The organism is Amycolatopsis alkalitolerans (genome assembly GCF_006152065.1).
In the GTDB taxonomy this organism is placed as follows: domain Bacteria; phylum Actinomycetota; class Actinomycetes; order Mycobacteriales; family Pseudonocardiaceae; genus Amycolatopsis_E; species Amycolatopsis_E alkalitolerans.
The window spans coordinates 206,736-220,247 of the sequence record NZ_VDFW01000002.1 but is presented as its reverse complement, the minus strand read 5'-3'; the positions used below and the strand labels follow the sequence as shown (position 1 = coordinate 220,247).

The 13,512-nt window shown below is 71.3% G+C and carries 14 protein-coding genes; 8 read left to right on the top strand and 6 right to left on the bottom strand.

Going from position 1 to position 13,512, the window contains the following annotated elements; all coding sequences use genetic code 11:
- Positions 1-110 precede the first annotated feature (110 nt).
- A complete protein-coding gene (locus tag FG385_RS03090) occupies positions 111-1,001 on the top strand; it encodes a hypothetical protein (protein ID WP_235022350.1) in 891 nt (296 codons plus the stop codon).
- 51 nt (positions 1,002-1,052) lie between these two features.
- Here the strand turns inward: FG385_RS03090 and FG385_RS03085 are convergent, their stop codons facing one another.
- Entirely contained in the window at positions 1,053-1,913 is an 861-nt protein-coding gene (locus FG385_RS03085; protein WP_139095048.1) for an aldo/keto reductase, read from the bottom strand.
- Between the two features lie 104 nt (positions 1,914-2,017).
- Between FG385_RS03085 and FG385_RS03080 the strand changes: the two genes are divergently transcribed.
- Positions 2,018-2,911 (top strand): LysR family transcriptional regulator, encoded by an 894-nt coding sequence (locus FG385_RS03080; RefSeq protein ID WP_139095047.1) that lies wholly within the window; start codon positions 2,018-2,020, stop codon positions 2,909-2,911.
- Positions 2,912-2,968: 57 nt separating this feature from the next.
- Complete coding sequence (locus FG385_RS03075; RefSeq protein ID WP_139095046.1) at positions 2,969-4,477, top strand: MDR family MFS transporter; 1,509 nt, start codon at positions 2,969-2,971, stop codon at positions 4,475-4,477.
- On the opposite strand, the gene FG385_RS03070 is transcribed toward FG385_RS03075, so the two are convergent.
- Positions 4,461-5,654, bottom strand: a complete 1,194-nt coding sequence (locus FG385_RS03070; protein WP_235022349.1) for a CoA transferase — start codon at positions 5,652-5,654, stop codon at positions 4,461-4,463. The genes FG385_RS03075 and FG385_RS03070 overlap by 17 nt on opposite strands.
- A 74-nt stretch (positions 5,655-5,728) precedes the next feature.
- Between FG385_RS03070 and FG385_RS03065 the strand changes: the two genes are divergently transcribed.
- Genes FG385_RS03065 through FG385_RS03055 form a run of 3 tightly spaced genes read left to right on the top strand, consistent with a single transcriptional unit; the run spans position 5,729 to position 8,975 of the window.
- Complete coding sequence (locus tag FG385_RS03065; protein ID WP_139095045.1) at positions 5,729-7,180, top strand: PucR family transcriptional regulator; 1,452 nt, start codon at positions 5,729-5,731, stop codon at positions 7,178-7,180.
- On the top strand, positions 7,177-8,013 hold the full coding sequence (locus FG385_RS03060) for a 5-oxoprolinase subunit B family protein (RefSeq protein WP_160148709.1): 837 nt from the start codon (positions 7,177-7,179) through the stop codon (positions 8,011-8,013). The genes FG385_RS03065 and FG385_RS03060 overlap by 4 nt, the downstream gene beginning before the upstream one ends.
- A complete protein-coding gene (locus FG385_RS03055; RefSeq protein ID WP_139095043.1) occupies positions 8,013-8,975 on the top strand; it encodes a 5-oxoprolinase subunit C family protein in 963 nt (320 codons plus the stop codon). The genes FG385_RS03060 and FG385_RS03055 overlap by 1 nt, the downstream gene beginning before the upstream one ends.
- On the opposite strand, the gene FG385_RS03050 is transcribed toward FG385_RS03055, so the two are convergent.
- Genes FG385_RS03050 through FG385_RS03035 form a run of 4 tightly spaced genes read right to left on the bottom strand, consistent with a single transcriptional unit; the run spans position 8,972 to position 11,467 of the window.
- On the bottom strand, positions 8,972-9,913 hold the full coding sequence (locus FG385_RS03050) for a hypothetical protein (RefSeq protein ID WP_139095042.1): 942 nt from the start codon (positions 9,911-9,913) through the stop codon (positions 8,972-8,974). The genes FG385_RS03055 and FG385_RS03050 overlap by 4 nt on opposite strands.
- Before the next feature lie 10 nt (positions 9,914-9,923).
- Positions 9,924-10,268, bottom strand: coding sequence for a hypothetical protein (locus FG385_RS03045; RefSeq protein WP_139095041.1), 345 nt, complete (start codon positions 10,266-10,268; stop codon positions 9,924-9,926).
- Positions 10,269-10,281: 13 nt separating this feature from the next.
- Positions 10,282-10,650 (bottom strand): hypothetical protein, encoded by a 369-nt coding sequence (locus FG385_RS03040; RefSeq protein WP_235022348.1) that lies wholly within the window; start codon positions 10,648-10,650, stop codon positions 10,282-10,284.
- Positions 10,651-10,696: 46 nt separating this feature from the next.
- Positions 10,697-11,467 carry a LamB/YcsF family protein gene (locus FG385_RS03035; RefSeq protein WP_139095040.1) on the bottom strand — a complete coding sequence of 257 codons (771 nt, stop codon included), beginning with the start codon at positions 11,465-11,467 and terminating at the stop codon, positions 10,697-10,699.
- Between the two features lie 138 nt (positions 11,468-11,605).
- On the opposite strand from FG385_RS03035, the gene FG385_RS03030 reads away from it, so the two are divergent.
- The gene (locus FG385_RS03030) at positions 11,606-12,508 is read left to right on the top strand and encodes a 5-oxoprolinase subunit B family protein (protein WP_139095039.1); all 903 of its coding nucleotides are present in this window, start codon (positions 11,606-11,608) and stop codon (positions 12,506-12,508) included.
- Complete coding sequence (locus FG385_RS03025) at positions 12,505-13,464, top strand: 5-oxoprolinase subunit C family protein (protein ID WP_139095038.1); 960 nt, start codon at positions 12,505-12,507, stop codon at positions 13,462-13,464. The genes FG385_RS03030 and FG385_RS03025 overlap by 4 nt, the downstream gene beginning before the upstream one ends.
- The last annotated feature ends 48 nt before the right edge of the window (positions 13,465-13,512 follow it).

Sequence of the window (13,512 nt, the reverse complement as noted above, 5' to 3'; positions counted from 1 at the left end):
GGGTGACGTGCCAGGATCCAGCGACCCGCCCACCGGCGAGACGCCGGCGCCGGGAAACCGGGGGAAAATCCCGGATGCCGCCCCGCCCGGCTCTCTCTAGCGTCGAGGCCGTGATCCGGAAGATGCTGATCGTGTTCCTCGGCGGGGCGGCGGTGTGCCTGGCGCCGTGGATCGTGTACCTCGCGCATACGCTGCCGCAACGGTTCGACACCGGCCAGTGGCGCACCGCCTGGGTCGGGTTCGACGTCGCGTTGCTGTGCTGTTTCGCGGGCGCGGCCTGGCTCGGGTTGCGCCGGCGCCGGGCCGCGGTGCCGCTGCTCGTGGCCACGGCCACGCTGCTGTGCTGCGACGCGTGGTTCGACGTGCTGCTGGACTGGACCTCGCCGGACCGGTGGACCAGCGTCGCGCTCGCGGCGTGTGCCGAGGTGCCGATCGCCGCGGTGCTGCTGGTCGCGGCGAACCGGCTGCTCGTCGACCGGCCCCGAGAGCGGACGTTCACGGTCCGGGACATCGAGGTGCACACCGACCCGCTGGCAGGGCGGTTGCTCGCCGCGCTTCCCTCCACAGTGGACGATCTGGCTCGGCTCACCGGCCAGGCCGGGAGCGAAATCGCGACGCGCCTCGGCGCACTGGCGGCGGACGGGTACGCCCGCAAGGGCCGAGACGGGAAGTGGAGCGCGCTCCCGCAGTACTTCCGGGAACCGAAGCTCGACGAGATCGACGAGCCCGACCGTGCCCGCGTGGCGCGGTATCTCGACGAGAAGTACGACCGGGAACTGCGCCTGCTGGCCTGGGCGGCGGGACACCGTGCGGAGTTCGGGCCCTGGGGCCGGGCGCACCGGGCCGCCGCCCGGCTCACCGAGCCCGAACTGCGCAGGTTCGCGGACGACTATCGCGACCTGCTCACCCGGCACTGCCAGGCGCACCGCCATCCGGTGCCCGGGGAACGTGAGGTGGCGGTGCGGTTCTACGCGTTCCCGCCACCTCCCGGCACGCTGTGACACAGCCGGCGAGGTCGCGCTCCAGGCCAGGCCAGCAGTCCACTTAGGACATCAGACCGCGTCCAGGCGGGTCAGTTCCTCCGGCGACAAGGTCAGCTCGGCCGCCGCCGCGGAGTCGCGGATCGTCTCGGGCCGGCTGGCGCCGGGAATCGGGATGACCACCGGTGCCTTCGCCAGCTCCCAGGCGAGGCAGACCTGCTGCGGGCTGACCCCGTGCGCGCGCCCGACCTCGGCGAACGCGGCGAACCGGGAGCCCAGCTCACCGGCCTTGGCGATCCCGCCGAGCGGGCTCCACGGCAGGAACGCGAACTCGCGCTCGGCGCAGAAGTCCAATTCGGACTCGCTGGAGCGGAACGCGGGCGAGAACTGGTTCTGCACGCTCACCAGCCGGCCGCCGAGGATGCCGTTGGCGTCGCGGATCTGGGAGACCGTCGCGTTCGAGATCCCGGCGAACCGGATCTTCCCGGCGTCGAGCAGGTCGCGGATCGCCCCGACCGACTCCGCATAGGGCACCTTGGGATCGGGCCGGTGGAACTGGTAGAGACCGATCGCGTCGACCCCGAGCCGCTTGAGTGACGCATCGCACGCCCTCTTCAGATACTCGGGCGAACCGTCGAGCGTCCACGAACCGTCGCCCGGGCGCAGGTGACCGCCCTTGGTCGCGACGAGCACGCCCGACGTGTCGCCGCCGTAGCTCGCGAGCGCGCGGGCGATCAGCGACTCGTTGTGGCCGACCTCACCCGCGTCACGGTGGTAGGCGTCGGCCGTGTCGATGAAGGTGATGCCGGCGTCCAGCGCGGCATGGATGGTCGCGATGGAACGCTCCTCGTCGGGCCTGCCCTCGATGGACATCGGCATACCGCCGAGCCCGATCGCACTGACCTCGACATCGCCGAGACGGCGAGTGCGCATGATGTGGTTCCCTTTCTCCTGACTACGCCATCCACTCTTACCCGCCCCGATTAAGCTGTCCAACAGCAGATTCTGATCGGGTTGAGCAGTCTGGGTGATGAATAGTGGAACTTCGGCAGCTCGAATACTTCGTCGCCGTGGCGGAGGAGAGCCATTTCACCAGGGCCGCCCAGCGGATGCGCGTCGCGCAGTCGGGGTTGTCCGCCTCGATCCGGGCTTTGGAGCGTGAGCTGGGTGCTTCGCTGTTCCTGCGCAACACGCGGCAGGTCGAGCTGACCGCCGCCGGGCAGGCCTTCCTCGGCGAAGCGCGCCGCGCGCTTTCGGCGACCGACGCCGCGCGTGAAGCCGTGTCCGCCGTCCAGGGCCTGTTGCGCGGCAGCCTCGCCGTCGGCTCGCTGCAGTGCCTGCACGTGCTGCATCTGCCGCAGCTTCTCGCCGGGTTCCTGCAGGGCCATCCGGGACTCGATCTCCAGCTGCGGCACGGCGGTTCGAGCGAACTGGTCGAGCAGGTGCGCGGCGGGCAACTCGATGTCGCGTTCGTGTCCGGCACGGCCCGGGTGCCCGAAGGGCTCGTCGCCGATCCGCTCGCGACGGAGCCCCTCGTCCTCGCGTGCGCCCCCGAACACCCGCTGGCCGGTGAGTCCCCGGTTGCCTTGTCGTGCCTGGCAAAGGAAAGATTCGTCGACTTCCCGGCCGGCTGGGGCGCGCGGGACCACGCCGACGAGGTGCTGGCCGGCGCGGGAGTGCACCGACGGGTCGCACTCGAAGTCACCGACGTGCACTCGTTGCTCGACCTCGTCGCCTGCGGGCTCGGGATCGCGCTGGTGCCGCGGTCGTTCTCCGCCAAGACCGACCAGGCGCGGTTCATCGCGCTCGATGGGCGCCCGCCGCGGTGGCAGACCGTCAGCGTCAGCCGGGCACCGGCGAGCGCGGCGGCGGCCGCGCTGCTCAAGGAAGTGGCGGCGGTGAAACGCGAAAGTGTGCCCGTTTCGCCCTGATCGGGAATGCCGTGGTTGCCCGGCCTGTTGTCCCGTTCCGGCTGAAAGGGGTGTGGGATGGCGCTGAGCGGTGTCGGGCTGCGGTCGGAGCGGGGACCGGTTCTGGTGGCGGTGATGGTCAGCACCGGTCTGGTCGCGCTCGACTCGACGATCATCGCCACCGCGGTGCCCTCCGTCGTGCGCGATCTCGGTGGGTTCTCGCAGTTTCCCTGGCTGTTCTCGGTGTATCTGCTGGCGCAGGCGGTGACCGTGCCGCTCTACGGCAAGTTCGCCGACTCGCTCGGCCGGAAACCGGTGCTGTTCTTCGGGATCGGCGTGTTCCTGCTCGGCTCGGTGCTGTGCGGGGCGGCGTGGAGCATGCCGGCGCTGATCATCGCGCGGGCCGTGCAGGGCATCGGCGCGGGCGCGGTGCAGCCGATCAGCATGACCGTCGTCGGCGATCTGTACACGGTCGAGGAACGCGCCCGCGTCCAGGGTTACGTGGCGAGTGTCTGGGGCATCGCCTCGGTGCTGGGGCCGACGCTGGGCGGGCTGTTCGCCGAGTACCTGTCGTGGCGGCTGATCTTCTTCGTCAACCTGCCGCTGGGCGCGGTCGCGATCTGGATGCTCGTGCGGCATTTCGCCGAGTCCGTCGAGCGCCGCTCGCACCGCATCGACTTCGCCGGCGCCGCGACGCTGACCGGCGGGTTCACCCTGATCATCCTTGGGCTGCTGGAGGGCGGCGTGGCCTGGCCGTGGCTGTCGGCACCGACGCTGGTGATCTTCGCGCTCGGGGTGGCGCTGCTCGTCGCGTTCGTGCCGATCGAACGCCGCGCCGCGGAACCGGTGCTGCCGCTGTGGGTGCTCAGGCACCGGGTCCTCGTGAGCGGCAGCGTCATCGCGCTGGTCGCCGGCGCGGTGCTGATCGGGCTCAGTTCCTTCCTGCCCACCTACGCGCAAGGGGTGCTGGGCACCGGACCGGTGGTGGCCGGGTTCGCGGTGGCGGCGCTGACGGTCGGCTGGCCGCTCGCCGCGGGCCTGTCCGGCCGCCTCTACCTGCGGATCGGGTTCCGGGACACGGCGCTGCTGGGCGCCCTGTTCGTGATCGCGGGCTCGGTGCTGGCGGCCACGCTGCTGCGCGAGCACACGTCGGTGTGGACGGCCGCCGGGGTGGCCTTCGTGCTCGGGATCGGGCTGGGCCTGTCCGCGAGCCCGACGCTCGTGGCCTCGCAGTCGGTGGTCGGCTGGGCCCAGCGCGGGGTCGTGACCGGGACGAACATGTTCAGCCGGTCACTGGGCAGTGCGGTCGGCGCGGCGGTGTTCGGCGCGGTCGCCAACGCGACCCTCGCGGCGCGGTTCGCCCATCCGCCCGCGTCGGTTTCGGGTGGGCTGCCACGGGACGCCGACGCGACGAGCCTGGTGCTCGGCGGGCCGTCCGAGCGCCCGGACGTCGCGGAGTACGTCCGCTCGTCGCTGCAGGTGGCGACCCATCACGTGTTCCTGGGGCTGATCGTGCTGGGTGTCGTCGGCGCCGCCGCGCTGTTGCTGATGCCACGGCGGGTCGAACTGGTCAGGACAGCCGGCTGAGCACGCGTTCGGTGTCCGCGCCCAGCGCGGGCGCCCGCCCGGCCGGTTCGCGCGCCACGGGAGGCGCCGGTTCCGGCGTGGGGCCCTGGCCGAGGGAACCGGTGAGGGCGGCGGCCGCCTGGGCGCGCAACGTCAGGTCTGCGCGCCAATGACCACCGGACAGGCAGCAGGCGAGCGCGGCCAGCGCGGCGTTGACCCCGGCCAGCGGCTCGGCGATGGCGTCGCCACACGGCGCAGGCACGCCCGCGTCCGCGTCATAGGCGACCAGGCCTGCGGCGAACGCCTCCGCGTCACCCGGGCCGCCCCTGATGCGCACCCAGCATTGGTCCTTCGCCTCGACCCGTTCGACCAGGCCCTCGTCGATCACCACGTCGGCCAGCCCGATCAGCCGCGTGGCGTCGGCGGGAGCGAGCGCGACCGACTCCTGGCCACTGTGGAGCAGATCGAAGAACTCGCGCGGGCCCGAGCGCGCGGGGTCCGGTCTGGCCGGATCCTCGATCTTGACCACACGCGCCCCGAGCAGGGTCAGCAGGTGCCCGCACAGCGGCCCGGCCCAGCCGGAGGACAGATCCGCGACCAGGATTTCCGGTAGCCGCCAGCGTTTCCGCGCGGTACGGACCGGCCGGTCGCTCGCGACGGCGCGGTGGGTCACTCCGTTGAGGACGAACGGCCAGCCGGGTTCGTCCGCGGTCCGCCGCACTGAGCCGGCCCGGAAGCGGCCGTTCGCGGACCACGGGGCCCTGCGGTGGAAACCGGAGGTCGCCGCGCGTTCGCCGAGCACCCGCGGCCCGGGCAGTACCGCGTCCCGGCCACCGATCCGTGCCAGCAGTTCCGTCGCGAGCAACGCGCCCCAGGCGGCGCTCGCGGGCTGCCCGGGGCAGCGCAGCGGCGGCCCTTCGCACCGGCCGGTGAGCATCATCGCACCTGAGGAGGCCCAGTCCTCCAGTGCCGTGGTGTCCACTGTGCGGACCGCGGGCACGTCGGCGGTCGAGGGCAGCATGCCGGCGGCATCGATGACTCCGTCGGCCTCATGCCACGTGTCGTCCTCACCGAAATCGGCGGCCGCGCCGAGCGAAGCGAGCAGCCGCGCGGCCTGCCGCACCGCCGCGCCAGCGCCGTACACCGCGACCCGCATCCCGTCCAGCGGGCCGCCCGACTCCGGTCTCCAGCCGGTCATAATTGAGGATTCTGCGCCACCTTCGGGCCGCCCGCCCGGTTATCGTTGATCACCCGTGACCGAGGAGGCGAGTGATGAGGCCGACCACGGCTTGGCTGCTCGGCCGGCGGGAGCTGGGCCTGCGGTCGCTCGTGGACACCGACCTCGACCGGCCGATCCGCTGGGTGCACGTGAGCGAGCTCGCCGATCCGGCCCCGTTCCTGTCCGGTGGTGAGCTGCTGCTGACCGTCGGGCTCGCCGGCGGATGGACCTCCTACGTACGGCGGCTGGCGAAGCTCGGGCTCGCGGGTCTGGGCTTCGGACTCGGGTTCGGGCACGACGAGGTGCCCGGGGAACTGCTCGCCGCCGCGCGCAAGCACGATCTGCCGGTGCTGGAGGTGCCGCAGGCCACGCCCTTCATCGCGATCAGCGAGCTCGTCGCGGCAGCCATCTCCGGCACCGCCGAGCGCACGGACGCGATGCGCTCGCTCCTCGGCGCGGCGCTCCACGGGCCACGCGCGGTGCTCGACGCGCTCGCGAAGGCCCTGAACTGCTGGTGCCTCATCCTCGACGAGCGCGGCTCCGCCCGGCATGCCTCGCCCGCCGGAGCGCGGCGGCATGCCGAACTGCTGAGCCTGGATCTCGCCCGCCTGGGTTCGCCTGTGGGAGCCGCTTCGCTGGACAAGGTCGCCCTGCTCCCGATCTCGCCCGGCGGCGGATTCCTCGCCGCCGGGCGGGACGAACCGCTCAGCGCCGCCGAACATGCCCTGCTCACCAGCGCGGCCGGGGTGCTTTCGCTCGACCTCGCCGCGCAGCGCGAACTCGCGGGCGCGCACCGCGCCGCCCGCCGCGCCGTCCTGCGGATCGCGACCGGCGAGCACCCGTCGCTGGCCCGGTCGATCGCGGACACCCTCGAAGTCCCGTTGCCGGCCCCGCCGATCCGGGTCGCCGTGCTCGGCGCGGGCACCGACAGCGCCGGGGTGCTTCGCGCGGCCGAGGAACACCAGGCGCTCGCCCAGGTCAACGGGCTCGTCGTACCGCATGAGCAGCACACGGTGGTCGTCGTGCTGCCGGTCGCCGAAGGCGATCTCCAGGCGCTGGAGGAGGTGCTCCATCGTGTACCGGGATCGCGGGGCGTAGTGACCGAAGGCGTCGGGTTCGCCGACCTGCCCGACGCGCTCCGGCGCGCGCGTTCGGTCTTCTTCGGCACGCCCAAGGGAGAGCGGCTGATGCTGGCGAAGGATGTCGCGACGGCGGGGCTGCTGGCCCAGCTGACCGGCCCGGGTGCGCTCGGCTGGGCGGACGCGCTGCTCGAACCGCTCGAACGCCACGCCACCCGCTCCAAACTGGACCTCATCTCGACCCTGCGGGTGTTCCTGGCGCACAACGGGCACGTCGACGCTTCGGCCGCCGCACTCGGCATCCACCGGCACACCCTGCGCTACCGGCTCGGGCGGATCGTCGAACTGCTCGGCAGCGACCTCGACGATCCGACCGCGCGCGCCGAACTGTGGCTCGCCCTGCGGTTGCGGGAGGCCGAGCGTTGAAGGTCTCCTACCGCCCCGCCGGTGACCGGTACGTCCTCGTCGAATACGGCGAGGCCGAACTGGACCTGCGCCTGAACTTCTTCGTCGTGCGGGCGTTCACCGGGCTGACCGCCGACCCGCCGCCCGGATTCGTCGAGGCGGCACCGGGTTTCCGCTCCATCCTCGTGCACTTCGACCCGGCGCGCACGAGCCGCGCCGCCCTGCTGGACCACCTCGCCGCGGTGCACGAGAGGCAGCCGGAGGTCTCGTCGCTCGTGCTGCCGAGCCGGCGGATCTCGCTGCCGATCGCGTTCGACGACTCCGCGACCCGGCGCGCGGTGAAGCTGTACGCGGCGACGATCCGCGCGGCGCCGTACACCGAAGGCGGCAGCAACATCGACTACATCGTCGCGCAGAACGGGCTGCCGGACCGGGAATCCCTGTACGCCAAGCTTCTCGGCACCGAGTGGTGGACCGCGTTCACCGGGTTCGCCCCCGGGCTGCCGTTCACGTTCTCGCTGCGGGCGCCGACGGAACTGTCGGTGCCGAAGTACAACCCGACGCGCGCCTGGACGCCCGAAGGCGCGGTGGGTATGGGCGGGCCGTGCCTCGCCGTGTTCCCGGTGGACTCTCTGGGCAGCTACCAGCTTGTCGGCCGCACCGTCCCGATCTTCGATGCCCTGGCGCGCAATGACGTGTTCGCCGAGTCGCCGTTCCTCGTCCGGGCCGGTGACCGGTTGCGGTTCTTCCGGGTCAGCGAGCACGAGCTGACCGAGATCCGCCGGCAGGTGCTGGAAAACCGGTACCGCTACGACGTCGTCGAGGAACCCTTCGCCGTGGCGGGCTACCTGTGATGCTGGAGATCATCGAGCCAGGACCGCAGACGACGATCCAGGACTACCCAGGGCGCGCCGGACTGCAGTGGCGCGGGCTGTTCCCGGCGGGCCCGGTCGACCATCTCGCGTTCCGGCTGGCGAATGTGCTGGTGGGGAACGAACCCGGGGCGGCGGGGCTGGAGATCGCGATGGGCCGGTTCGCGGCGCGGGCCCGGTTCGCGGGGGTGGTGGCGTTCTGCGGCGCCGGAAGCCCCGCGGTGAACGGCGCCGCGGTGCCGCGGTGGGAGGCGGTCGAGGTTTCACCGGGAGACGTGCTGGCCTCGACGGCCGCCGGTCCCGGTTTCCGGCTCTATCTGGCGGTTTCCGGCGGGATCGACGTGCCGCCGGTGCTCGGCTCGCGGTCCCTGCACACGATGGGCGGCATCGGCGGTCTCGACGGCCGGGCACTCATCCGCGGCGATCTGCTGCCGGTCGGCCCGGCGCGGGAGCGCAGGCTGCGGGTGCCGCAGTCGTTGCGCCCGGTGTACCACCACGATTGGGAGATCGAAGTCGTGCGCGGGCCGCAGGCGGATCCGGAGTTCCTCACCGCGGCGGACTGGCGGGAGTTCACGTCGGCCCGCTGGCGGGTCAACCTCAACTCGGACCGGCTCGGCGTACTGCTGAACCCGCACGATTTCGGCTGGGCACGCGAGGACGGCGGCCTGGCCGGGGACCATCCGTCCAACGTGCTGGACGCGAGCTACCCGCTCGGCGGCGTCATCGTCAACGGCGACGTGCCCACGATCCTCGGCCCGGACGGTCCGAGTTCGGGCGGGTTCACCGTGATCGCGACCGTCGTGCACGCCGCGTTGTGGAAGGTCGGGCAGCTACGGCCGGGGCAGGACACGGTGCGGTTCCGGGAAGTGAGCCCCGAGGAGGCCGATTCGCTGGCGGCGCACACCGAGTTCGTGCTCGAACCGGCGCAGCTGGAGCGGATCTAGCGCGGACGCTTCATCCGGTGATGGACCTGCGTTTCGAGATCGTCCCAGACGCGCGACATGTGCTGGCCCAGCCGGCTGGCCGCCTCCGAATACTTGCTGGCCGCCTGGTCGGTCGCGGCCGCCAGGGATCGCATGATCTCTCGAGGATCCCTGCCACCGACGGGATGCGAGTTCGAGGCCGGTTTGTTGATCGCGGCGCTCGTCAGCGTTCCGAGCGCCGAGAGCACGCCACCCGCGAAGGCCGCGGAGGTCGCCAAGCTCGCGCTCTCGGCCGCGACGAGGGCGCCCGCCGGCCCGGCGATCGAGCCTGCCGCCGAGGCCACCGCGACGATGACCAGCCCGATGGAGGTGGGATCGAGTGATCCACCCTGCTCCAGCTTGTCGAGTTCGTCCGACGCCTGCCTGGCCAGGTTGTACAGATCGTGCTTGAACGCGACCGCCGCCGCGTAGGCCGCCTGCACCAGATAGGCCACCTGGTAGACGTTGCCGCAGCTCGCGGGCTGCCCGCCGCGGCAGTACGTGTCGACGAGGTCTCTCGTCGCCGTCAGGTAGCCCTGAGCGTGATCGCTTCCCCGGCCGTCCCATTGCCGCGGCATGTCGCGAACGGCACCGTCCATGAGGTCCTTGGCATCCCCCAGGTCCGCTGCCTTGTCCTGCAGCACGGACCATGGACCGTCCGGCTGGGCCGGAATCGTGCTCACATCGCCATCGAGCGCGTAGCTTCGCCAATGGGACAGATCCACCATCGCCGCGGCGACCTCCTGCTGCCGCACTTCCGGTTGAGGGATGGGTTGGGACCAGCTCTCCTTACCGGGGTTGGGCTTGTACGGCATCGGCGTCTCGTCGTCGACCTTCTTCGCCAGCACGTCGTAGCACCGTCCGAAGAAGGTGGAATCCAGGTCCTTCGCCAGGTGAGGAGGTTCGGGGAAATCCGTCATGATGACCTCTTTAGTGAGGAATGCCTTTCTGGGCCACCTCGTTGTCCGTTCGCGCGTAGATGTCGCCCGCCTTGTGCAGCTGCCCGGCCGCGTCGCTCATCGTGGTACCGAGCGAATAGCCGTAGTTCGCCAGCGCCCAGACCAGGTCGTTGAGTCTCTGCCCGAGGTAGGGCCCGCCCGGCGTCTGGTTGCCGAACACCGTCGTCGGGCTGTCAAGCCTTGTCGTGCTCGGGAACATCGCGGTGTGCATCTCGTTGGTGATCCGGTGCATCTGGGCCGCGGCATCGGTGAGATCGTTCGCGATCCTGTGCACGGCGTCCGGATTCACCTGGTAGCCGGGCCCCGGTTCATTCATGGCGGTCCACCCTTTAGTTGCCGCCGCCCGATTCGGGCGGAACGGACACGTCTTCCCCGTACGTGCGGAGGCTGAAGTCCTCCTCTTCCTCGTCCGGGCCGCCGGCCCGGACGGGATGCCGTTCGGGCTGCTGCCGGGGCTCGTCGGCGACCTGCTGGAGAAACGGCCACAGCGTCCGCTCCGCCTTCGGCGTGAACAAGGACCGGGCGAACGGATGATCGCACTGCCCTTTGGCCACGTCCTCCCAGGTGAACTTCCCTTCCAGCACCGCGTCGGCGGCGCGCAACAGCCGCGGCGGCGCATACGGACGATTGGCGGCCTCGCGAAGAACCTCGGCCGACAAAGGCATCCTCGGCTGCCGAACGCCCCCAGACCCCGTCATCACGCCGACTTTAGTGCCTCGAACACCAGCGTTGTCAACGTCCAGCTCAGCTTCGCACCGCGAGCACCTCCGCGATAGGCGCCACGCGCACGCCCGCGTCGTCCAGCCGTTCCCGGATCGCGGCCGCGATGTCGACCGCGTTCGGGCGGTCCCCGTGCAGGCAAACGGTGTCCGCGTCCACCTCGACCCGCTTCCCGCTCACGGTGGTCACGTATCCGTCCAAAATAGACATGACACGGCCGGCGCACGCCGCGGGGTCCTTCGCGGCCGGCCGCGGCTCGATGATGATGTGCCCGTCGTCGTCGTAGTCCAGATCGGCGAACGCCTCCCGGGCCACCCGCGCCCCGGCCGCTTCCGCTTGCGTGGCCGGTTCCCCCGCCAGCAGCACGACGATCAGCTCCGGCGACACCGAAGCGCATGCTTCGGCGATCGCACCGGTTATCGCCGGATCCCGCATCGTCAGCCCGTAGAAGGCGCCGTGTGGCTTGACGTGCACGACCGGCACGCCCAGCGCGTCGGCGAACCCGCGCAGGGCACCGTACTGGTACAGGCATGCGTCGGCGGCGTCCGCCGGGGACAGCGCCATCGATCGCCGGCCGAAACCCGCCAGGTCCGCCAAGCCGGGATGCGCGCCCAGCGCGGTGCCCGACGCGCGCGCCAGCTCGACCGAACGCCGCATCGTCGCCGGGTCTCCGGCGTGCCAGCCGCAGGCCACGTTGACCGAGCTGACCAGCGGGAGCAGCCGCTCGTCGTCGCCGAGGCGCCACCTCCCGAAGCTCTCCCCGGCGTCGGCGTTGAGGTCGATCAGCGTCTTCATGTCCCCAGCGTGGAAGCCGCGCCTCGCGGCGGCAATTCGCCAGGTTGGCCAATGCCCGCGCTAGTACCTGTCCCGGATGTCCAATAGCGCCGCGGGCGCCGGGCGGCGAAGGTGGGCGGAACCCGAGAGGAGGATGCCGTGACCACGACCGACCTTCGGCTGCCGCCGGCGCGCTACGAGTACGGCGGCGACGAGTTCGTGTTCGTCGAGATCGACCAGGCCATGAGCCTGGAGGCGAACCTGAAGGCCATGACCATCACCACCGCCCTGCGCGAGCGGGACGTGCCCGGCGTGCTCGACATCTGCCCGTCCAACGCCTCCTACCTCATCCGCCTCGACCCGGACCTGCTGCATCCCGCCGAACTGGTGAAACAGCTGCGCGCGCTGGAGGAGTCGGCGACCGAGCTGACCGCCGACCAGGTGCTGCCGGCCCGCGTCGTGGACGTGCCGGTGCTCTACGACGATCCGTGGACGCGCGAGACGCTCCTGCGCTTCCGCGACCGTCATCAGGATCCCGAAGCGACCGATCTCGAATACGCGGCCCGTATCAACGGCTACGCGGGCGTCCCCCAGCTGATCGACGCGCTCTCCGGCGCGCCGTACCTCGTGACCATGCTGGGGTTCGTGCCCGGCCTGCCGTTCTGCTACCAGATGGTGCCGCGCGAACGGCAGATCGAGGTGCCCAAGTACGTCCGCCCGCGCACCGACACCCCGGAACGCGCGTTCGGCTACGGCGGCGCGTTCGGCGTGGTCTACCCCGTGCGCGGCGCGGGCGGCTACCAGCTGTTCGGGATCGCGCCGGCGCCCGTGCTCGACGTTTCCCAGACACTGCCGGACTTCCGCGAGCGCAGCGTGTTCCCGCGCGCGGGCGACATCTTCCGCTACCGCGCGATCGACCAGGCCGAGTTCGACCAGGTGCGGGCCGAGGTCGAGGCCGGCACGTTCGGCTACCGCATCCGCGAGTTCGCCTTCAGCCCGGCGGAGTTCCTCGCCGATCCCGACTCGGTCAACAGTGAGCTGCTGGAGGTGCTGTACCGGTGAGCGAACTGATCGTGCACTCCCCTGGCCTGTCCACCACCGTGCAGGACGCCGGGCGGGACGGGTTCTACGAGATCGGCATGCCGCCGTCCGGCGCGATGGACCAGTTTTCCCATCGTGCGGCCAACATCCTGGTCGGCAACCCCGAGGGCGCGGCGACGCTAGAAGCCACCTACATCGGGCCGAAGCTGGAGTTCACCGACTCGCGCGTGGTCGCCGTAACCGGTGCGGAGGCGCCGCTGAGCCTCAACGGCGAGCCGGTGCCGATGTGGGAGTCCTTCCCCGTCAAGGCCGGAGACGTCCTGTCGTTCGCGATGATCACCGCGGGTGCGCGGCCGTATGTCGCGGTGAGCGGCGGGATCGCGGTGCCCGAGTACCTCGGCTCGCGTTCGACGTACACGCTCACCGGGCTTGGTGGTCTCGACGGCCGGAAGCTCGCCGACGGCGACCGGCTTCCGCTCGGCGAGCCGAATGGTGCCCGGGCCGGGGTACGCGTGCCCGAGGGGCTGCGGCCGGAATTCCCCGCCGTCACTCCACTTAGGACGGTCGTCGGGCTGTGCTCGTACCGGCTCACCGAGGGCGGGCTGGCCTCGTTCCTCGGCACGGAATGGAAGATCACCAAGGACGCGGACCGGGTCGGCTACCGCCTGCGCGGCGGGAAGCTGGACTTCGTCGAGCGCGAGCAGCCGTTCGGCGCGGGCAGCGACCCGGCGAACGTCGTCGATCTCGGCTACCCCGTCGGGTCGATCCAGGTGCCCGGCGGCGACGAGCCGATCGTGCTGCTCAACGACGCGGTCACCGGCGGCGGGTACGCCACGATCGGCACCGTGGTGTCGGCCGACCGGGACCGGCTCGCGCAGGCCAAGACCGGCGATCTGGTGTCGTTCGTCCCCGTCGATCTCGACGCGGCGCTGGCCGCGCGGCGCGACCGCCGGTCGCGGCTGGACCGCATCCGCTGAGCCTGCAAATGATCGGGTGTGCCTGGTGACCAAGGCACGTCGCACACG

Excerpts from the sequence above, each read along its gene's own strand:
- FG385_RS03085 (WP_139095048.1), bottom strand. The coding sequence starts at position 1,913 with ATGCGCACTCGCCGTCTCGGCGATGTCGAGGTCAGTGCGATCGGGCTC.
- FG385_RS03075 (WP_139095046.1), top strand. The coding sequence starts at position 2,969 with ATGGCGCTGAGCGGTGTCGGGCTGCGGTCGGAGCGGGGACCGGTTCTG.
- FG385_RS03070 (WP_235022349.1), bottom strand. The coding sequence starts at position 5,654 with ATGACCGGCTGGAGACCGGAGTCGGGCGGCCCGCTGGACGGGATGCGG.
- FG385_RS03065 (WP_139095045.1), top strand. The coding sequence starts at position 5,729 with ATGAGGCCGACCACGGCTTGGCTGCTCGGCCGGCGGGAGCTGGGCCTG.
- FG385_RS03055 (WP_139095043.1), top strand. The coding sequence starts at position 8,013 with ATGCTGGAGATCATCGAGCCAGGACCGCAGACGACGATCCAGGACTAC.
- FG385_RS03050 (WP_139095042.1), bottom strand. The coding sequence starts at position 9,913 with ATGACGGATTTCCCCGAACCTCCTCACCTGGCGAAGGACCTGGATTCC.
- FG385_RS03045 (WP_139095041.1), bottom strand. The coding sequence starts at position 10,268 with ATGAATGAACCGGGGCCCGGCTACCAGGTGAATCCGGACGCCGTGCAC.
- FG385_RS03040 (WP_235022348.1), bottom strand. The coding sequence starts at position 10,650 with ATGACGGGGTCTGGGGGCGTTCGGCAGCCGAGGATGCCTTTGTCGGCC.
- FG385_RS03035 (WP_139095040.1), bottom strand. The coding sequence starts at position 11,467 with ATGAAGACGCTGATCGACCTCAACGCCGACGCCGGGGAGAGCTTCGGG.